Source organism: bacterium (assembly GCA_023382385.1).
GTDB lineage: Bacteria > Electryoneota > RPQS01 > RPQS01 > RPQS01 > JABWCQ01.
The window spans coordinates 72,094-94,019 of record JAHDVH010000005.1; the positions used below are offsets into that span (position 1 = coordinate 72,094).

At 54.1% G+C, this 21,926-nt stretch carries 11 protein-coding genes and 1 tRNA gene; 6 read left to right on the top strand and 6 right to left on the bottom strand.

The window, feature by feature from the left end; genetic code table 11:
* The first annotated feature begins 483 nt into the window (after positions 1-483).
* Positions 484-3,567 carry a S8 family serine peptidase gene (locus KJZ99_11125; GenBank protein ID MCL4306460.1) on the top strand — a complete coding sequence of 1,028 codons (3,084 nt, stop codon included), beginning with the start codon at positions 484-486 and terminating at the stop codon, positions 3,565-3,567.
* A gap of 106 nt (positions 3,568-3,673) precedes the next feature.
* On the opposite strand, the gene KJZ99_11130 is transcribed toward KJZ99_11125, so the two are convergent.
* On the bottom strand, positions 3,674-4,045 hold the full coding sequence (locus KJZ99_11130; protein MCL4306461.1) for a response regulator: 372 nt from the start codon (positions 4,043-4,045) through the stop codon (positions 3,674-3,676).
* Positions 4,046-4,475: 430 nt separating this feature from the next.
* Between KJZ99_11130 and KJZ99_11135 the strand changes: the two genes are divergently transcribed.
* Both KJZ99_11135 and KJZ99_11140 read left to right on the top strand, forming a co-directional pair.
* Positions 4,476-5,639: a hypothetical protein gene (locus KJZ99_11135; GenBank protein MCL4306462.1), complete on the top strand. Its 1,164-nt coding sequence runs from the start codon at positions 4,476-4,478 to the stop codon at positions 5,637-5,639.
* A 152-nt stretch (positions 5,640-5,791) separates the two neighbouring features.
* Positions 5,792-7,456 carry a hypothetical protein gene (locus KJZ99_11140; GenBank protein MCL4306463.1) on the top strand — a complete coding sequence of 555 codons (1,665 nt, stop codon included), beginning with the start codon at positions 5,792-5,794 and terminating at the stop codon, positions 7,454-7,456.
* A 560-nt stretch (positions 7,457-8,016) separates the two neighbouring features.
* Here the strand turns inward: KJZ99_11140 and KJZ99_11145 are convergent.
* Positions 8,017-8,089: transfer RNA gene (locus KJZ99_11145), tRNA-Phe, on the bottom strand.
* Between the two features lie 376 nt (positions 8,090-8,465).
* Here KJZ99_11145 and KJZ99_11150 point away from each other — a divergent pair.
* The 3 genes from KJZ99_11150 (at position 8,466) to KJZ99_11160 (ending at position 13,106) form a co-directional block, all read left to right on the top strand.
* A complete protein-coding gene (locus tag KJZ99_11150) occupies positions 8,466-10,715 on the top strand; it encodes a T9SS type A sorting domain-containing protein (GenBank protein ID MCL4306464.1) in 2,250 nt (749 codons plus the stop codon).
* 114 nt (positions 10,716-10,829) lie between these two features.
* Positions 10,830-11,978 carry a leucine-rich repeat domain-containing protein gene (locus KJZ99_11155; protein ID MCL4306465.1) on the top strand — a complete coding sequence of 383 codons (1,149 nt, stop codon included), beginning with the start codon at positions 10,830-10,832 and terminating at the stop codon, positions 11,976-11,978.
* A gap of 18 nt (positions 11,979-11,996) precedes the next feature.
* Positions 11,997-13,106, top strand: a complete 1,110-nt coding sequence (locus tag KJZ99_11160; GenBank protein ID MCL4306466.1) for a glycosyltransferase family 4 protein — start codon at positions 11,997-11,999, stop codon at positions 13,104-13,106.
* A 91-nt stretch (positions 13,107-13,197) separates the two neighbouring features.
* Here the strand turns inward: KJZ99_11160 and KJZ99_11165 are convergent, their stop codons facing one another.
* From KJZ99_11165 to KJZ99_11180, 4 genes are all read right to left on the bottom strand, one after another.
* Positions 13,198-16,296, bottom strand: coding sequence for a hypothetical protein (locus tag KJZ99_11165; protein MCL4306467.1), 3,099 nt, complete (start codon positions 16,294-16,296; stop codon positions 13,198-13,200).
* Between the two features lie 444 nt (positions 16,297-16,740).
* On the bottom strand, positions 16,741-17,724 hold the full coding sequence (locus tag KJZ99_11170) for a hypothetical protein (GenBank protein MCL4306468.1): 984 nt from the start codon (positions 17,722-17,724) through the stop codon (positions 16,741-16,743).
* Between the two features lie 12 nt (positions 17,725-17,736).
* The gene (locus tag KJZ99_11175) at positions 17,737-18,702 is read right to left on the bottom strand and encodes a hypothetical protein (GenBank protein MCL4306469.1); all 966 of its coding nucleotides are present in this window, start codon (positions 18,700-18,702) and stop codon (positions 17,737-17,739) included.
* 102 nt (positions 18,703-18,804) lie between these two features.
* A complete protein-coding gene (locus tag KJZ99_11180; protein ID MCL4306470.1) occupies positions 18,805-21,744 on the bottom strand; it encodes a S8 family peptidase in 2,940 nt (979 codons plus the stop codon).
* Positions 21,745-21,926 lie beyond the last annotated feature (182 nt).

Below are 21,926 nucleotides of genomic sequence, written 5' to 3' on the forward strand. Positions count from 1 at the left end.
TCTCTTACTACTATGGAGTTCTTCAAACCCTGAGATCTTTGCACAGTGCAATTGGGGGTATAGTCTTGCTGACCAGTCGTGTAACGACCCAGAAGTGAATACCCCATGCGACAACGTGACAATTGCCAATTGCACAAGAGGAGCATTTAGTGCACCGTGCACCGGTACTTTTGCTCTGGCGGCTTGGGTAGCTTGCGCAGGTTCGGGGTGCGAGCATTGTATTAGCTGCGTGAAAGTTTACGAAATACTGTCATCTGGATTGGAGATTCCTATCGCGTCGATCGATAGTAGAGGAAGTGCACATGGAGCTTGTGACAATACAACAACCTGCCAACAATCAACAACTGTTGGATTGACCGCAAATACCCGTTATGCAATATATGTGTGTAAGACTTCGTGTCCGACTCACCTAGATATCGGATGCTCCGACCAATGTGGAGCGAATTGTACCGCTAAGGGATGTTTGGGAATAGGCACCGCAAGTTGCCCATAGTAGTTAACAAGGGAGTGCTGAAAATGGCCAAAGGTGTGTCGCCGACAACTGTACTAACATTAGTCGTTCTGCTTTGTAAACTCTCAGTTGCTTCGCACGACCCGAACAACGAGAAGTTTTCAGTTTCACTGGAAGAGCAGATTGAACAAGCTGAAGGGAATGAGCAAGTTTCCGGAATCTTGTTTCTTGATCATCGCTTGACCATGGACGACGTTTATCCGGAAGCTCTTGCGTTGCCGATGGGGCCGCGACGTGCCTATGTAGCGCGAGTTCTTAAGGATCGATTTGCTCAAATGAGTCAGAATGTCATGAAGTTTCTCGAAGACTATAAGTCAAAGGGTGACGTTACGATATTGCGTCCTTTATGGATACTTAACGGCATTCGGATAACAGCCTCGCCGTGGATTTTTCGCGCTCTATCGGATAACTTCATTGAAGTTGTCTACATCTGTGCAGACCCTGTGTTCGAAAACACTCTGGATAACGGCTGGGGTACATTCGAAATCGGATCTCCACAGATTTGGAGTCAATTTGGTGCAAGAGGACTCGGGGTAGTCGTTGGGCATAAAGATAGCGGGATAAACTATGTTGGGTGTTCACGTTTCGAGGACAGGATTTGGATTAACGAAGGAGAAGACATCGATCACAACGGCCGAATTGACGAGTCTGATGCGAACGGCTTGGACGATGACGGTAACGGCTACATTGACGATTTTCATGGTTGGGGATTCGACCATGACAATAATGTCGTCATCGATAATGACCCTTTTAATCAAGGATACCATGGAACGCGAACGGCTTCCGTGATTAGTAGCAACAACATCGCAGTTGACGACACAGTAAGCGTTGCTCCCGAGGCGAAACTGATGATCTTACGTGGATTCTTGACTCAGGGTGCAGTCTTTGAGTCGAGCCAATACGCGTTAGAAAAAGGCGCAAATGTGATCTCTGCGAGCCTCAGTTTCAAGCAAAACGAGTGCGGAGGATCAATACGGGAGTGTCCGAATCGCGTTGCTCACAGGTGGGTTTCCGAGATGGAGTTGGCTGCAGGGATTATCCATGCGAATTCCACGGGTAATCTTGGTTGCGGATCTGAGCCAAGGCCCCTTTGCCTCGGCACTCCTTCAGATGGTCCGCCGCCTGCAATAACCGATGCACATTGGCAGCAAGGTGGAGTCAGTTCCATTGTGTCGGTCGCAGCCTACAGCGCAAATGGTAGCTATGACGAAACAAGTCGTCGCGGTCCAGGAGCGTGGTCTCGACAAGATGTTTGTGTTGATCCTAGAGTCCCTTTCTGTGGACCTGTGGGAACGCCGAGCGAGTATCCTCTAGTATTCGAGGATTATCCTTATCACGATGGGAGTCACGGGTTGTTAAAACCCGATCTTACTGCTCCCACGGGTGTTGAGGCTGTATCGGGCAGTTGTGGTCAGGGAAGCATCTCCGGCACCTCCGGTGCAACACCGCATGTCGGCGGAGCATTGGCTCTTATCTATTCAGCATTTCCCGGGATAACTCCCGAAGAAGCGTATTTAGTATTGGTAAACGGCGCGTTGGATGCAGGCGATGTTGGCCCCGATACGACGTGGGGCTTCGGCAAACTGCGATTACTGCCCGCCATTGCAGAGGGCAGACAGGACATGGGTTCGGTTGCCGGAACGGTGACGGCTTCGCAAGGCGGGCAACCTCTGTCCGGAGTGCGCGTCACAGTTGCAGGCGCGCAGGCAGTGTGGACCAATTCCAGCGGTCAATATCAGATGTATCTGCAGCCGGGAAGCTACACCGGAACCTATGAGAAGTTCGGCTATCAAACGGTCTCTCGACAAATCAACATTGTCGCTGGTCAGGTAGACGAGGGGAGTTTGACTTTAGCTTCAGCGGCAAACGCTTCGCTTGCTCTGACCGTCCGCGACCCTTACAATCAACCTGCCAACGACATTGCGGTGCGGCATGTTCTGAGCGAAACGACGGTTTACACGGATCACGCAGGCATAGCGCAATTCGACGTGATGTATGACGGAGAGCAGGAGTTTGTGATTGCGGGGAACGTCGAGCAATACACGACGATGACGTTCGCACCGACTCTGCAGGCGGGTGCGAATGACTTGACGACTCAGTTGACCTACTCCGAGCTTGCAGGTCCGACCGGACCCGATCTGTACGGTTATTACGCGTACGATGATCTCGACGCAGGCGGACCTGATTTTGATTGGGTGGAGTTGGCCGACGGCACGGGGACAAATCTCAATCTAACGGGTGACAATTGCACGTCGCGCACGCTGCCGTTCAGTATGATGTTCTATGGCAGCTCCGCGAATGAGATTATGATCAGCGCAAACGGACACATCGAAGTCGGCACGCCGTGCACGAACGAGTGGAGCCGCTGGCCGATTCCCGTGCAAGGGTCGCCCGACAATTACATTTCAGTTTTCTGGCAGGACTATCGCCCCGAACAGGGCGGAGGAGTGTGGTATTACAATGACGCCGCACATGGGCGCGTGGTTGTGCAGTGGGAGGACGTGCCTGAATATTTTAACAGCGGACGGGCCACGTTCCAAGTGCATATCTACGATCCCGCTGTGTTCAGCGGAGACGACGGCAACAGCGTGATCGATATCTTCTTCCTCGAATACAGCGGCCGGCTCGAAACGTCGGTTGGAATCGAGAACTCGAGCGGCACGGACGGTTTGCAGTACGCGTTTCAGTTGAACTATAGTCCGGGTGCGGCGCCGATTCGTGCGGGACGCGGGCTGCGTTTTACGACGGATTACATCACGTCTGCGGACGATGTGCCGGGAGTGATGCCGAAGCAATTCGTGTTGCAGCAGAACTACCCGAACCCCTTTAATGCAAGCACGACGTTCCGCTTCGATGTTCCGCAGGAGAGCCGTGTCGCCCTTAAGCTGTTTGATGTCACCGGACGGCAGGTCGCGACGGTCTTCGACGGGCAGGTCAGCGCAGGTCAGCAGTCTGTCAACTTCGACGCGACCGGCTTGGCGACCGGACTTTACTTCGCTCGGTTGGAAGCACAGGGGAAGTCTGTGCAGACGAGAAAGATTCTATTCTTGAAGTAGGCAAGTTCCAATTGACTTGCGAGCAAGATAGAAAGCCCGATGCGAAGCTGCATCGGGCTTTCTGTATACCGAGACCGCTCTCGCGAGGAGCGGTTTACTCGCGTGGTTATGCCGCCGTTTTCGAGAGCGGCAGTTCTGCGATCACTTTTCGCAGTTGGTCAATCGAAAAAGGTTTTTCCAGCAGCGCTTCGGGTCGCGGTGCGGCCAGATTCAGCGCGGCCTTATAGTGCACCCAGCCGGTGATTAGAATGACGGGAACGGCGGGATCGCTTTCTTTGATGTCTTTCAAGAGCAACAGTCCGTTGCGGTTGGGCATGTGAATGTCGGAGATGACCAGCGCGGGGTGGTGCAGCTGAAAGGCCGTCCAAGCCAGTTCACCATCCTCTGCGAGGACAGGTTCATAGCCCAAATCGGTGACACACTGGGCAAGCAAGTCCAACATTCCGCGGTCGTCGTCGACAACGAGGCATTTAGGCATAATTATTTAGCGCTTAGTCGCATTGATTTTCTGAAGATACAACCCTAAAGTGCGCAAAGGATGTGCCGCTCTTTTGCGGGTGGAACTTCAGGAGAGGCAAGCGGGTAAAAGTCTGAACGGCAGCCTCCTGAACAATGTTCAGGGGAAGAGAGGACTAATACGACTCTAACACGGGATGTTTCGCGACAGCAACGCCATGTGAATATGTTGATAAGTCGAGTATTTTCATGATTTTTCAATACACTATTCGGCAGGATTTTTGGCGTTTTCGTGAAACTTTACACATGGCTGAAACGTTCATAACGTATTGACTATCTAAGTAATTGCGGACGGCAAAGATTCGCCACGATTGGTGAAATGTCTTGCTTTTCGGCTTAGATTGTTCTATATTTGCGCAAGTTCCGCAACAGGAAATCAAGGAGAATAACTAATGACTCTTCGCAAAGTTTTGTTGACCGCTCTGGTTTTGGCGGTCGTAGCAGTGCCGATGACGTCGCAGGCGACCGTGACGCGCGTAATCGGCTTGGGCGGCTCGGACGCCAATTTCATCGTCAAGGATGCTTACAACTCAGCCATTTGGCCGCAGTTGGTGAAGCATTATGGCATGCAGTCAGGTGCCGAGTTCTACACCGGTGATGACGGATGGGACTTCCAGAAGGCGTACATCAATTACGACTTTGGCGATGATGCTTCAGTCCTGCAGTTCGCGCTTGACAAGTTGAACTATCGTGACTACGGCTGGATGGCTGGCAACGCACTGTCACGTCTGGACGATGTTCCGGGCGGCTACAACAAGCTGAACGTGACGTACGGTCGTCCGATGGGCGACGACATGTTGATCGGCCTTGCTCTTCATTACGCAGGCAAGACCTATGCGACCAACGAAGACGGCGGCAATATTGATGACTCATACAGCGAGATCGGCTTGCTGCTTGGTTTGACCGCCATGGAAGAGAAGCTGGACGTATCGCTCGGCTTCCAGACGGGCAGCTGGACGGTGGAAGAAGGCGGCTCGACGGTTGCCGAAGGTGACGGCGCGAGCTCGATTATGATTGCCGGCCGCTACTGGCACGAGGCCAGCGACAGCTACAAGCTTGTTCCCAGCCTTGCGATTGGTATGCATACGGACAATGCCAAGGTGGGCGATGCTTCGAACGAGTACAGCTCGACGATGTTCCGTCTCGGTGTCGGCAACAACTGGACGCCGAAGGACGACATGCTGGCGATTGCCGAGTTTGGCGTTCAGAGCTATGGCGAGACGATGAAGATGGGAGCCGGCGAAGAAGTGACCGACTCCGAATTTGACATCTTCTGGCGTCTGGGTATTGAGTCCAAGATTTTCAGCTGGCTGCATGGCCGCTTCGGTGCGGAGCGTGCGTGGGTTGGCGCAACGTGGGAATCGGTCCCTGGCCAGCCCGAGTGGTCGTCCAGCGTGACGAGCACGTTCCTCGGCGCCACGGCGCATTGGAACCGCTTCCAGGCTGACTTGCTGGTGAACCCGTCGTTCCTCGGCTACGGCCCGAACTTCGTGTCCGGCTACAACGACATGATTTTCACGCAGGCTTCGGTGAAGATCAATTTCGATCAGGAATAGTCTGTACGACTCTTGTTTGAGAGAATGCGGGGCGGCCAATCTGGCCGCCCCGCTTTGTTTCCGGCAGCGCGAAAGCGCGTGGTCTGAGATCCATAGTGGTGGTCGCGCACGCTCTTTGCTCCTATGGAGCGTGATTATCCACAGGAGCCGATATGCGACCACTTACACTTGCAATCTGCACGATGATGTTGGTGTTCTTCATCGGGGGGTGCGAAGAAGAAACAACGGAGCCCGCGACGGGGAATCCGACGCTTAGTATTCTCAGTCCTTCTGCGGGCACGGATTTAAGCGGGCTGATTCGCGTTGAGGTTTTCGGCCACGACGCGAGCGGCGGTGCGTTGGACCGAGTCGTCTACTTTGTTGACGACGTGGGCATGTACACCGACCCAAACCCGTCTGCGGCAAGCCCATCCAGCGTTTGGGAGTGGAACAGCGAGTCGGGAGTAGATGGAAACTATTCGCTCAAAGTTGTCGGCTACGACCTGCAGGGGCGCTCGGCGACAGCGCAACGGGAAGTGACTGTCTCGAATGCGGACGCCGCCTCCGGTGTGATTCGCAGCACGGAACACGGGACAATTCGCACGAGGTATGGAGCACAGATACGCGTGCCGCGCGGGGCCGTTCCGCTGTCCGCGCAAGGGCAAACTGCCGCGATGGTGTTCTCGATTGCCCGCGATACAACTGCGACGGCCAGTCCGCCGGCAGGTCAGACGCGAGTCTCGAACTACTATCGCTGCACGCCCGGGGGATTTGTATTCAATTATCCAGTCGAAGTGACGCTGCCATTGCTGGAAGGCGCCGACGTTGACAATCGCGAGGTGATTCTGTACCGCGTGAATCCCACCAGTGGACAGCTTGAGTGCTTTGCAGGCCGCTATGACGAAGCCTTCAATACGATATCTGCTCAGACGCATGAACTGTCGGTATGGTTTGCCGCCGCGCGGAACACCACAGGCGCGTACAGCGGCGGATGGGGATGTATCGCGTTGGAGAACGGAGCGGCGGAAGTGACATCGCTTTGCGTGGAGAGCTATCTGCTGGCTTATCCGGCGCAGGATCAGGCGTATCTACCGGAATACGGGCTGCAAGCACTTTGCGGCTCCAGCATCTACGGAATGGACGAAGTCACGCGGTTCTACTTGCCGCAGGGAGTCTACACGATTTGTATGCAGCGGCGGGAAGTCGACGGCACGTGGCGCAGACAGTCGCGCTCAATCACAATCACTCAGTCAGCGGGGCGGGTTTGGGATGGCATGGCGAGCTGCGAAGCTGAGTGGGACGGCTTTGTCACGGATGGGACGATTTCGCCGCCGGTGAGTGGGAATTGCGGATGTGTTCCTGAGGCGTCGGTTCCGGTTGGAACGGGCGAAGTGCAGGTGACTTTGCAGTGGTTCAACACTCAGTCCATCGATCTCGATTTGTGGGTGTATGAGCCATCCGGCGAGCGTTGCTACTTTGGTCATGCGCGCACCGCAACGGGCGGAGAGCTGGACCGCGATAACCTGTGCGGGAATTACGAAAACGGGACACCGGAGAACATCTTCTGGCAAACTGCTCCGGTGGGGAACTACTCGGTCTGGGTAGACTGGTGGTCTGACTGCGGCAATCAGATTCCGCAACAGGCTTTTAATCTGCGGATTGTGAATAGAAGTTCTGTGGAGATCTACGACCGACTCGTGGGAAGAGATCAGACGGTGGAGGTTGTGCAGTTTCAAGTCATGCCGGGAGGAGCAATACGTTTTGCGCCGCCCGGCGCACTGTTCGAGGCTGACCCGCCTCCGCGATTGGCAAAAGAGTCATTCTTGACCCGGAAATAGAAAGTTTAGAGTGGCGAAACCCCCGACTGGTGTCAAAGTCGGGGGTTTCTATTTGCCAGGCTTTGCGATCATGGGTCCCGCGTCAGATCGCGCTTGGCCTCGGCTGTAGGATGGAAGCGGGCTTTTCGGCCCGTCTACAGAATTGGACAGCCCAAGACGGTTTCGTGTTGCACGGGTCATGTAAAAAAATGAAAGTATGCATCGAGAGGCGTGGCTGTTCACAGCACGGAAGTTTCGCGACAGAATTGCATTAAAGAGTTATAGATTCGGGCATGTCATCAGGTCGGGTGAAGTGTAGAACGAACAGGAACATGCGACAGCCACAGGGTCGCGCCGCGAGAAAGTTATCTAAGGATGTGTTTTGAATTGACTTTAGGATGGGGTTGAGGCTAAATTACCTTCGCACCGTTAGACAAGTGCTGGCGATGCGGCTGACCGAAAGCAGAAGACTTGGAACCCCGCATCGACTCAGCGAGTGCTGACCATGCGGGGTTCAGTGTGAAGAGGCGGGATTGCAAAATGCAATACCCGTCATCTTGGGATGACGGGCTTACTATGGGTGGCGTCTCCCAGATTCGAACTGGGGACACACGGATTTTCAGTCCGTTGCTCTACCAACTGAGCTAAGACGCCGAAGGGAAGACGCTAATTTACTGATCAACTTGGCAATAGTCAAGCCGGATCATAGAGATAGGGATGACGGTTCGAAGCGGGAATCTTGTGGGTGGACGGGTCTGCGCTATAGCTACTATACTTACCACAAGTTTCAGATTAACAAGCATGTGACGATTGATTACTGACCCCATATTAGGGAAAAATCTCGCAGGTGTCCATTGCGGGTCGAGAATTGCAGAACTAATTTGAATTGTATAGGAGGAAATCCGCGAACTTTCCGTCAAGACGTTGTAAATACTGACCCTCCCAATTCAAGAAGGCAGAATGCGCGAGAATTGAGAGGTTGTAAATAGTCGGCTTTGATTGTGAATATAGTGTAGGATCGGAGGAGCATGTGAAAATACTGAATAGTGTGTTAATGACCTTGGCGCTGGTAGTCTGGAGCAGCGTCATGGCGAACGAGCGAAGCAGTCCTCGAGATTTGAATGAATGCAATGTAGATGAGGAAGTCGTCTTGCAGGATAGCGAGAACGGGCAGTATCTCGATTTCGAGATCGAAGATGCGGAAGGTGAATGCGGCCGACGTCCGACCGACGAGTATGTTTTTCAGTTGATCGTGAACGAAGCCGGCCTGTTTACTTTCAGCCTTGATGAGTTTGAGGCGCAAGGCTGGATGTATATTCTGACCGGCTGCTGTGACGGAGAACAACTTTTCCCGCGCGGACTGGTGGAAGACTACAGCTACCTTCGTTGTATCTGGCTCACGCCGGGCACGTACTACTTGCTGATCGAAGGTGAACAAGGTGACTACGTTCTGGGCATCGAGTCCTGCGACCATCCCTGCACTTCGGTTCCGTTCGAAGACGGATTCACGTATGAAGGGAATAGCATCGTCTTTGTTGAGACAGTGGATGCAAGTTCGAGCGAACCGAACTACGGCGGACCCTGGCAAACGGATGGTGTGCCATGCCAAGACGAATCTGCGAATCCGGAATCAGAATGGCGTGGTTTCGGCTACTACAACTGGTATAATCAGGATTTCGGCTGGACCCACCTCTTCGACTTAGAAGGAAACACGTGTGCCGATTACTCGATTGACTCGGCCTTTGTGGTGGTCTGTGCGTATGAGATTGATTATAATCAAGGTGAAGGTCAAGGGAATCCGGCACGCGATGCTTCCTACTGTCAGTGGGACTATTTGAGTGCGATTGAAGGTGATGGTCCGCTCGGCATCCTGAACTGGGATGCCTCGCCCGGAAGCAATCTATCAGTCTCTGAGACGCGGCTCTGGATTCCGACGCAATTTCTGGAAGACGGTCAGGTTGACCTTTGGCTGGATATAGACGCCATGTCAACGACGTGCGCGTGGGCGACGGAAGTTTGGTCATCCAAACTTGTCGTCTACATGAGCTGCAGACAGATTCCTCCGACTCCTGATGGGTATGACTTGGGCGATTTGCCGTCTTTGAGTGGCCAAGAGCAACCGTGCTATCCGACGTATACGCCGGAAAGTGGTGGTCCTGCCAATGCCGTGTATGCAAGTGAGAATCAAGTTGCATGGCTGGGCGAGTGTGTGACGCATGAGTTGTCGCCGCTGATGCCGGACTTCGATGCCTGTGACGACGGAATTTTCTTCGTGCCGGGAAATCATCCTGACGGTGCATGGATGCCGGGGGATGAAGTTTGCGTGGATGTGACCATCACGACGGGTCCGGCGTATGTGCAAGGCACGCCGCTGTTCGTCTGGGGCTGGAAAGACGGAAACCTCGACTGCGACTTTGATGACATATTGAGTCCGGAAGAGGGAGACGAGATCAGCGAGTGCATTATCCCCGGGGAGATGGTGTTCCCCGGCGGGCCGAACATGACCTTCACCCAACGATTCTGCTTCCTTGATCCGGGAGTGCTGGACATGGGTCGTTACGACGGACACTTCCGGTTCAGGTTGTTGTCGGCAGGAGGTGAGATTCCCTCCCGCAACGGACAATATCTTGACTGCAGTTCGGCGCAGACGTTTGTAGATGAGGTGCTGGGCGAAACGGAAGACTATATCATTGAGGACTTCCAGTTGCCGGTTGAACTGCTGTCATTCACCGCAAACGGTCAGAACGGACGAGTTGTTCTGAGCTGGACTACCGCGACAGAGAATGAGAATGACGCATTTGAAGTTCAGCGCTGGGAAGGCAGTGGATGGCGTCGCGCGGGCGACTTAGTGGACGGTGCGGGAACAAGTGCGCGTCAGCGCAGCTATCAATTTGTCGACCACAACGTCACGGCCGGCCAGACGTATCGCTACAGCCTGATTACGATTGATATGCGCGGCAATCGCGTCGTCGTAGGTGAGGTCGAGAGTCTTGTAGAACCGTTGAACGCCGTCGTGGTTGAGTTTGCACTGCATCAGAACTTCCCAAATCCGTTTAACCCGAGCACGCAGATTAGCTATGACCTCGCGCAAGCGGCAAATGTGAATCTTGCGGTGTTCGACCTTTTGGGTCGCCAAGTGGCGACATTGGTCAATGGCTCACAGCAAGCGGGTCGTTATTCGGTGAACTTCGATGCGACCACGCTGCCGAGCGGCATGTATTTCTACCGACTCGAAACTGAGCAGTTCACGGACATCAGGAAGATGATGCTGCTAAAGTAAGGGACTCCGATCTCCCTGAAGTGAAAGACCCCCGGTGGCCGCTCCCCACCGGGGGTTTTGACTTTCCGGCGCATCTGTTGTAAATTGGGAATGATAAGCCGCGAGGAGGGAACTATGCGTGCAATCATTTGGGCTTTGGCGGCAATGGCTCTCGTTATGTGGAGCTGCGACAAGGATAAGAGCGGGGTTGGGCGGCTGGATCAGGTTGTAAGTTTTGCGGACTCCGCGCTGGAGGGAGCGATCCGTGCGGCTTTGCAGAAACCGACGGGTGATCTGACCCTTGGTGACGTGGAAGGATTGCAAAGGCTTAACGGCCAAGAGTGGGGAATTCGGAATCTTGAGGGAATTGAGCGGCTCCGCTCGCTTAACTATCTCAATCTGCGATATAATCTGATTGAGACGATCGCTCCGTTGGCGGAATTAACTGAACTCGACTCAATACTACTGGATAACAATCAGATTTCTGATTGGAGTCCTCTCGGCTCCTTGGTAACGATACGTTACGTGTCAATCGGCGGAAACAACGCTCCGGATCTCAGTCCTCTGTCTATGCTGACGGTCATGAGCTATTTGAACGCTTCGTACACGGGTGCAACCAGCGGGGAGCCGCTGCGAAGTTGTCAGGGGCTGCGATCGTTGCATATGGACGGAAATGCGTTTGAAGACATTGAGTTTGTCCGCGGCTTGCCGCAATTGCAGGTATTGACGACCGCGAACTCTCAGGTTAGCGACCTGTCGCCGCTGCAGAACACCGCGAATCTTCGTGAGCTGGATATCCACAACACACCGGTGACGGATATCAGCGCGCTGAGCCAAACGAGATTCCTGAGGCGCTTATCGGCGTGGCAGTGCAATATTGCGGACGTGGAGCCATTGCGCGGTTTGACGGGGCTGGAGTTTCTCGAATTGTCCTTGAACGCGATTTCGAATGTGGAGCCACTGAGGAATCTGACGAACCTGACTTCGCTCATGTTGTCCGACAATCAGATTACAGACGTGTCCATGTTGAGCGGGCTATCGAACGTGGACAGTCTGCGTCTCGGAGCGAACCAGATTACAAGTATCTCCGCGCTCTCGCAAATGACAAGCATGAGCTATGTCGTGCTGTCGAATAACCAGATTGCGGATCTCAGGCCGCTTGACCAGAATAGCGGGCTTGGGCAATTCGATCAGGTCTACGTGCAGAATAATCCGCTTTCAGACAGTTCGCGTTTCTATTGGATACCGCGGCTTGAAGCGCGCGGCGTTATCGTCTACGATTAAGCAACAGGACGGAAGTCTTTGCGGCATTGGCTGATTACCACGACGCTAAACAACAACCTGCTGAAGGCCAAACTTCCGCCGCTGCTCGAGGCACTGCCGGACCTGGAGATAACGTTTGTCACGGATCGAATCGGCCCGCAGATGGAACGCGTCCGGTGGGTTGTTCCGCCGCGCTGGCTGCACAGGTTAGCTGGGCGACTGATCTCCCGTGAGTTAGTCTTGTGGCGCGAGATTTCCCGCAAGCAAGTCGAGCGGGTGATGGTGTATAATGCGGTGCCGCACTTATTGCTGGCTTATCCTCCAGCGAAATTCTTCGGCAAGAAGCTGGACCTGCATTTAATTGCGGGTCAGCTCGACTTGGATTTTGCGGACCGCCCGCAGGTGATGGTGAACCGCGTTGTGCGCAGACTGTCGAACCCGAAATGGATCGAGCATCGTGTGCGCAAAATCGCATTTACGTATTGTGATCGGCTGTTTGTCCCGGGTTGCCGTGCCCGGGATTTCTTACTCAGGATGGGAGTGCCGGAGCAACGGATCGTGAACATCCACAGCGCCGTGAACCCTGAAGTCTACTGTCCCGACGGACGTGAGCGGGATATCGATGTGCTGGTGATTGCGAATTTGCAAAAGCGAAAGCGGCCGGAACTGACCGTGAAGATACTTGAAGCAGTGCTTGAGCAAAAGCCGGATGCGAAGTTTGTGTGGATCGGGGACGGACACTTGCGAGACGAGGTGCTGGGTTGGGTGGCGAATTCGCCCATTCGTGATCATACAGAGATGATTGGCCACACGGATGATGTTTTAAGTTTTGACCGAAGGGCCAAGGTCTATCTCTTGAATTCCATTTCGGAAGGACTCTCGTGTGCGACGATGGAAGCGATGTCTGCAGGAGCAGTTCCGGTGACGAGCGATGCGGGCGACATGGCGGAGGTTGTGCGGACCGGGGAGACCGGGGAGCTAATCATGGACGGCGACAATCCGGCAGAATATGCAAGGGTCATTTTGGGATTACTGTATGATGATAGCAGACGAGAGCAGTTGGCGCGAGCCGGTCGGGATCTGATTGTTCGGGAACACAGTTTTGCCGCGATTATAAAGGCGTGGAAGAGCCTTGACAGCGGCAGGTAAGATGCGTTCATAGAGTGTGAACAGGAGTGGCAAACAAAGAAACGGGGCGCCCCAGAAGGGCGCCCCGTCTTTTCATTCATCGAGATGTGCGTTAGTTGCAGTCGGCGACGACGACGAACTTCTTGTAGTTCGCGAAGCCAACCGGAGCAACCCATTCAGCATCTCCGGCCGTCCGGAAGACGGTATCTTCGAGCAGATAGTCAGGATCGGCACCGCCATCCGGGTCACCATCGGAGTTCGGATTGGTCGTGCTGTAGATCAAGTAGTTGGCATCCTGTGGAGCCGTGAAGAACAACTTGGCGCCGCCATTGCCTGGAGCGAGGTAGATCGTCAAATCGATGATCGGATCGCAGGGCTGCGCGCAAGGACTCAGACAGAAGGCCAAGTCAAATGTTTCAGGCGTCTGCGGCACACCTGCGGTATAGAGGAGCGATGAGCCTTCATCGCTGTCTCCGCTGCTGCCCCACAGGAAGCGACAGTCATCTGGGCTTCCAACCGACGTGCCCTGAATGCTAATCCAACCGCTGGTCAATTCGCAGCACGTGCCTGCAGGCCAGTTGTAGGTGTACGCAAGAGCCTCATACACATCGAGGTAGACCAACCCTGACGGGTCACCATTCAGCGATGCAGTGATGTCGCAGACCGGACCGGCTGCAATGTCCGGTGCTCCGGCGAGATCAGACCAAACCTGAATTGAGAAGGTCATCGGGTTTTCATCACAAGGATTGAAGTTCGCAGCCTGTGTGGTGATACCCCAGAAGTTAATGGCATCGAATCCATTCACTCCAGCCGGCAGGGTGAAGCTGTCATAACGCTTGAGCGTTCCCAAAACGTCAGAAACGCCGAACGTCCAATCACCTGTCGGAACGGTGACCGGCTGACTAAAGGCGGACTCACCCGGGCAGTCGTTCAAGACCACGCACGGTTCGCAGGAGACCGAGAGAGTATACTTCGATCCACAGGGAGCTTCGGTAAGGCCTTGAAGTGGCGCGGAAATAATGTAGTAGTCGCCTGCCGACAAGCATGCAGAGACCGTATGAGTGCTGCACTCAAAGGCCGAACTGAACGAAATCGTCGTTGCCGGACAGTCGCTGGTGATCCAGAGACTGTTAGGCAGTTCGCCCTGAGCGGTTGCCGTAATACGGGAGTCGCCAGTCAGGGTAATCTTATACCAGTCAAGGTCGCGGAAAGTCGAGTCATTACGGGTGTAGTAACCCCACGAACCGCACTTAGTATCGCCGCAGGAAATCGTCTCAAAAGACGGCGGTACGGCGTTACAGCCTTCGTTCGTGCCGACAAAACCGGGGCCGCAATCCGTCTCGGCTTCGTTGTCATTGCAGGTAATCGGGCAGGGCTGGCAGCAGGACACTGCAATTGAATACTGTCCGACGTCACCCGGTGCATAACCCGTCACGAGCAGGAAGTAGGTGCCCGGCGTAAGGTCTACGCAGCGAATGAATGACAAGCCGCCGACGGTTCCGCACTGGTCATCATCTTCCGCAGAATAGGCAACACAGCAGTTTGCTTCGTCAAAGAGATACAAGCGCTGGTCGTAGGCCTGCGGGCCGTCACAGCCCTTGAAGTTGTAGGTACCTGCGGTGGTGATATTGAGTTCCCACAATTCGCCTTCATTGCCAATCGCGCACGGGTCACCGGCGCCGATCGTCGTACCCACGATGGCCGGAGTAGAGCCGGCGCAGGACACGGTTGCGGTGTAGTCGGGAATACAGGTTACGAGGTTGCAGGTCAACGTTGCCGTATACTGCGCGCCGCAGGTTACACCGGTCAGGAACGCGGTGGAAACATAGGCGTAGTAGGTGCCGGGTTCGAGACGACCTGTAAGTGTGGCCGTCGAGCAGGCCTGCTCAATCGCACTTCCGAGCACGATGGCTTCGTCACATTCGAGTCCTGCGGGGCCGGCTTGGAAAATGGCAATCAACACGCAGAATTCGGCGGTCACGCTAAAGGAAACGTCCGACGTTTGTGTGACGGTGAACTCGAAGAAGTCGTCATCGGAGCTATTCACTCCACCGACTGTAAAGGTGCCCGAGGTACCGCAAATGGTCTCACCGCAGTCAATCGAACCGAAGTTCTCGGCGGCGGCAAAACAGCCACCATTGGTGACGTCTACATAGTTGGTACCGCACGTCGGTTCGCCTTCAGGGGTCGAGCCGCCCGGGCAGGTCACATCGCAGACCTGTTCAGTCGTGCAGGTGACAGGCGTACAGCCGACATTGGATTCACCATAGACGGTAATCAGATAGAAACCATTGGCCGGAGCCGAGAAGAAGCTGCTGTGGTCTGTCCATGTGCAGCCATTGAACACCCACTGCTCACATAGCGGACGAGCAGAACTATTCCACAGCAATGACGGCCAAAGCGAGCGGAAGGCACCACCGGCGCCGCCATTATCGCCGGGACCCGTCCAGCTTACGTATTCGATTGAAACGAAGAAGGGACCGTTGACGCAGGTATTCATTGGAACCGTCAGGGTTGCCAATTGTCCGGCAGCATTCGTCGTCGTATAGGAAACCAACTGAGAGCTGAAGAGATTGTTTCCGGGATTCGCGCAGGAGTCCGCCGAGCAGTTTGAGGTGCCGTAGAGATTTACACGATATACGGCTGTACCAGCACCGTTTGCACCCGTGATTCCGAAGGCTGCCGCATTGGCAACCTGAAAGCGGACGGAGTCCACACGGTAGGGATAATCCGGATCGCCGGGGCAGGAGGGACCCGGGTTAATCCAGCCGGAGAACTCAAAGCCTGACGACGCATTTAAGAACCCAGAAGCTGCCGTAGCACCTTGGATTATCGTGCAGACGACGTCGAGCGGATTGTTCTCTTCGCGGAACTCATCGGCGATGCCGGGCAACAAGTTCGAAGTCTCATTTGTGGAGACTGCGCGGTGCTCTGCAAGAAACTCCGATACCGACTGGCCAGTGCTCAGCTCGCGATTCACACGGCCCGCGAAGGGGTTGCTCTGCACCTTGCCCGATACGGAAGCAACCTCACCTTGAACAGGGGTGGCTGTTTCGCTGATGCCGGGAGCCTTTGCAACGGCTACGCTCTGAGCCACGTCGCGCTTGGCCAAACTGTTTGAAGTCTTGGACAGAGTTGCGTACGCCGACATCGCCACAGCGATACAGACGCAAGTTATGACACTAGTCCACAACCACTTGTTTTTAATCATGTTCATGCTCTCCTCAAAATAATTAGTCTCAGGCTTGAAGGTTTCTTCACCTTCAGTCTACTTTGCTTCAATGTCATTCATAAGGACTCACTTCGACGTGAGTCTCACACAGTTTAGAAATATAGTCACGGAACAACTGAAAGTCACGTAAAGTTCGGTCGATTGTTAAGAATGCCTGCAAATTTTCTTTCACATCACAAGACAGAAAAACAAGGAAAATCAGAATCTTAACTATTATTCAAGTCATGCAGAAGGATTTCACAGCTTGAGACCCCTACCATGCCTCTTTGGGGCAAATAATAGAGACCTGCGATCAGGAAACTCCGCGAGTTTTGTGGGTCAACGAAGTTTTGCGTTTCGTGAACGAACCAACATGCCCAACAATGACATCAGTCGCAGAGAGTAACTGAACATAAGAAGCCCGCGAGTGTCGCGGGCTTCTTGTTACATACCTCTCCAAAGTTCGAAGATCTTGTGGGGCAACTCGCTGCGCGCTCGCACCAGTTCATGCCCCGAGGAGCATTCGAGCACACCGGCAGCGGCACCTTTATGTCCGTCCCCCAGATTGAGCACGCGCATAATTTCTCCGACGTCTTTGGAGTGTGGACTTTGCTGCATCGAGAGAGCGAGCGAGATGCCGACCGCAAGTCTGTTCGTCTTGCGACCATGCTGAAAGACTGGTTTTAGTTCGACGTAGCACTTTGCCCTGGGGTCCACCAGTCCGATGAGTTTCTTGTCGATACGAGCGGGCTGCAGGAAGGCCGACAAATCCACCACATAAAGTTCTCCGTTGGTATCTTCGGGAAGCAGCACTCGATAATTCTGAATATGGTCAAGCATGCGGGACTCAAGCTCGCCATACTTGCGGGCACGCTCCCGAATCAACGGCTGATCCGCGACTTCACTGATAGGCAGGTCCCGCAGATCAAAGACCAAAGAGCGCAGAAACTCGGCATGCTCAGAGCGCGAGGAAGACGGTGCTTTGATGGCGCGATCAATGCGGCTGCCCGGTGTGTCGGCCCGCCAATCGTCAAGCGAATCGAACGCGAAGCTGTCAATCAGGTCTGCAATGTTCGCAAGCTCAGCGTAATCGTCGGGCAGTTCATCCTGTTCCGCAAAATAGTCATAGATGACACGCACACACGAGGGAGCTTCCGCAAAGCGGCCGGGGATAGTCGCGGGATCAATCCGCCGTAATCTGAGTTCCTCGAGATTTCCCGCATGGTGATCAAACCACATTCCGCACTGAAGGGGATAAGGGAGATCGCAGACAATGTCTTCCAAAGTGATCGGTATTTCCGCTTTAGCAACAGTGATCGGTCCTGCAAAACGGATATCCACGATGTCAAATCCCCACGACAACAGCGATGCACCCACAACTCCGTCGAAATCGTCGTGTGTAACAATGGAAGTGAGTTCAGTGGGCATCGAGGACAGGTCTTACTTCTTAAGCTTGTAACCGTCCGGCACATTGAACCTTGAAGTCTCAATGGCATCAGTATTCGCCGAGAGCAGCGTCTGCTCAAAGCTGTAAATGGTCTTCAACACATATTCAGGTTTCTCTTCCTGCTTCTTCTTCTTGCCAAGACCGAAGGGCATCTTCTGTGCAAGTTCATCGGCGGCACCTTCCTTGGCAGCTTTTGCAAGACTCTTGCCCTTCAGTCGGTTGTGCTCAACTTTGACGAGAGTCTGAACCGGTTCCCCGCGAGCCTCTTTAGCCTTCTCCAACACTTCCGACATCCTGTTTGCATAGAGATACGTGGCGCTGAGCAAACCTTCCGTCAAAGCAAGGTCGTTCAACCCGAGCGCCGTGAGATAGCGCTGCGTGTATGCCAGGATTTCATCTGCGCCCGGAACGGCCTCACTGTTCCACGCATTCACAGTGATAATGACTTTGTCATTTGGATCCTGCTTATTGATGCCAGTCGCAACAACGTGAGCGTTGCGGCATGTCCAGCCGCCGATTTCCTTCGGGTTTGTGTCCGAGAGATCTTCAACGGTCCATTCATACATGTCTTCTGTCGCAAGCGAGTCAGGTTCGTCCTCTTCCGGTTCCGCCTGCTCTGCTTCCGCCATGCCGCGCTTCAGCTGTTCACGGTATTCAGCCAAAGACATCACCGAGTACGTCTTCTTACCGTGATCGAGCGTCCAGACAGAATCCCGATCGAGGCGAGTAATGACTGAAGACTCAACGGCCTTTCCACGCGTCATGGTCTTCATAAAGCCGCCGGTCCACTGCACAGTGGACTCGGCGTTATGTTTATCCACAGAGTATAAACTGGTGGAAGTCGACGTGTTGCTGCCGATCTTCCCGATAGTAGCAGTAGTCTTGTATTCACGCTTGGCGTCTGCGAGAGCTGCGGATGCAAGAACGACCATCAAAGCGAAGAGTAGTGCGGTTCTCATTTTGAGCACCTAAAGGTTAGAGTTCATGAAGCGGCTCCATGTGATGGTTACAATGTCAGGCACACAAGGAGAGGTGGGAATTCAAGGAGTATTGAATAAGAGTTACTTCAAGAGAATTGCTTTTCTGACTGCGATTTCCCGTCCCGACTGAATTCTGAAGAAGTAGAGACCGGATGGACGGCTCGCTGGTGACCACAGCACGCGGTGCTCGCCCGCCCCGACAGGTTTATTGAGCAGTGTTTCCACTTTGCGGCCCAAGACGTCGTAAACGGAGACTTCAAGGCGGGAGTTCTGCGCGATCGAGACGGTCAATTCCGCAGATGCGTTGAAGGGGTTCGGGAAAACGTCTGAGACTTCAAAGCGTTGTGGAATAGAGCTGTGTTCCGGAGCGGTTGATGGATACGGTTCAAGCCGCGTGGTGAACAGAACAGCCCAGGGCGGGCGCACGCTCCACGTGCGATTGCCATAGCTTCCGTTGTAGAGACACTGTATCCCTACCGTCTCGGACGCATTCTCAATGCCGATCGAAGAAGAGTTCGGAACATCGACGCGCTCATAGAGCATCAGGATGTCCGCATCTCCGGTGGGAGTGACCCAGGATTCAGGATTCAGGATTTGGAGCTGACAATTGATACGGCCCGCACCGCCGGGCAGGAACCGGAAGTCGAGATATTCAATAATCACTCGATCGAGCTCAGGGCTGTAATAGTAGCAAAGTTCCGAGCTGTCGGGAACCCACTGCAGGTTATCCCAGAAGAGCGAGATGCCAGCCGCAGGTCCGGAAGCACCCGGAATCTGGAAATTGAAATAGGAGTGGTCGTGCGAAATGCCTGCAGCGAGCCAGCCGTTCTCATTGATGGTCAGCGAGTCATAGACTTGCCCGTAATACCGGAACGGGAAGGGCATGGCAATGTAGGCCGAAGAATCTCGATTTTCAAGTGTCAAGAGTGTTCCGGCTCCGAAACGTGACGGTGCTATCTCAATCCAGTCATAGGTCGGTGGAATCAAAGAATCGAGCTGGTCAAACGCACGGTATCCGTAGTTATCAGGTCCCTGTGCCTGAGACTTTGCCGAATGCAAATGAATATTCAGGATCACCTCTTCGCCGGTGGGCAGAGCGACGGTCGTCTCGGCAACCGCACCATCGTAGGTTATGAGCAATGTATACGAAGAGTCTCCGGGCAAGTCAACCAGAAACCGGCCCTCATTATTGGAATTTAGAGGGACAAGTGGAAGACCGGGGAATGCGATCGTGGCGCCCCGAACAGGAACGGCCTCACCGGCGGTAAGCCTTCCTGAGATTCTGCCTTGTGGCACCGGAGTAAGGGCAAAGTCAACGATTAGTGTTTCCGCCGCAGCGACAGTCACTTCAAGCGTTTCGGCGGCGTAGCCGTATCGGCTACAGATGAGCTGCCAGGTAGAGTCACCGGGCAAGGACAGCGCGTATTCGCCATCGGCACTTGTCACACGCTGGCGAGTTCCCGCACGAACCAAAGCGTTTGGAATTGGCGCCTCGGTTACTGCATCGCGAACGATACCGCTGACGATGGCGCGATTGAGTGAGATTGCCAGGACGGCTTCGTAGGCGTCCACGAAGCCGAAGCCGTAGTCGTTGTCCTCTCCTTCGGTGCCGTAGTCATGGGCGGTACGCATTAGTATGGATTTGATTTCACGTACTTCAGCGTTGGGATTGGCCTCACGCATCAGGGCGACAATTCCCGCGACGTGCGGTCCGGCCATGGATGTGCCGCTCAGTCGAATGTAGTTGTTACCCGGGTAGGAAGAGTAGACATCCACGCCGGGTGCGCAGACTTCAGGTTTGATGGCCAGAAACGGCGGGCAATCAGTCGGTCCACGACTGGAAAACGAGGCGACGGTATAGGGGGGGATTGTATCAGAGTTGGCATTAACGGCACCGATCGAAAAGACGGTGACAGAATCCAGCTGAATAGTCGCAGGACTGCGCAGTGTGCGCGGGCTTGAACCCTCATTTCCCGCCGAGAAGGTGACGACGACACCTGCCGCTTCACAATTCACGATCGCATCATTCCACAGTTGGAAGCAATCGGTATAACCGCCGAATCGACCGTCCACCCCCCAGGAGTTTTGCACCACATCCGGCACGTCGTCCACCGTGACGCTGTTTCCGTCAGGGTCTGAGAGCCACTGGAATGCGTCTAAGATATCGTTATTGAATCCTCCGCCGCTTTGCTGATTGATGCCGTTGCAAGCAATCCACTGTGCCTGCGGAGCAACTCCGACGGAATCGTTGCTGGTTGCAGAATTGCCGCAAATAGTTCCCATGACATGTGTGCCGTGACCGCCATTCGAGCTGTTGTCGTGAGGAAATGTCGTAATCCCTACAACATCCAGCCAGCACTCTGCTACCGGGGCTGTGGTCCCGCGCCAGCGTGCGGCTAAAGCGGGATGCGCGCCGTCCACACCAGTGTCAATATTGCCAACGATTCTTCCGGCACCGGTGAAACCCAACTCGTACCAGACTCGCGGAGCACCGATTGCACGAATTCCAGTCGGAACACCATGATTTTCGTCAAGTGCGTTCGAAACAGATGAACGATCTACAGGTTCAATCAACTCAGCACTAAAACTCTCTTCTACCCACTCAACTTCAGGCTGGTTTGCGAGCCATGAAACTGCACTTGAATCGCCGCGAATGACGATGGCATTCACAATCCAGTAGGGTGTGAAACCTTCGATACTCCCTTGTTGTCGTAGAGCGTTGAGTTCTGTCAGGAGCCGCGATTGCGATTCCTGGGCGACTCTGCGAAGCTCATCAATGACGAGTTGGTGCCGCAACTGTCGAGTTGCACGGGACTTAGTCAAATACTGATCCAGCGAAGCGATTTCCGCGCGATCGTGCAGGTAAGCAATGACAGTGACTTCCGAATCGCCAGATTGCTTCCAGAGTTCGGCAAGTTGCGGGCTGATCTTGTCAGAAGTGCCTGATGAAACCTGACTTGCGAAACACAGCGCAAAAGTGCAGGCGAGCACAGAGTGGAGTGATGCTATGAAGTATCTCATGAAGTGGCTCGCGTCCTAAGAACAGAATTGGCGACCGTTGAGCAAGGCTATTACACTAAGTTTACAGAGGCATTCCGACTGATGCAAGTTCTTTTTTCTGTGGAGCGTTTATGCCACACCAGCGAACAGCCTCGACATTTCTAAAAAACAGCATATTAGACATTTTTGTATAGAATAGATGA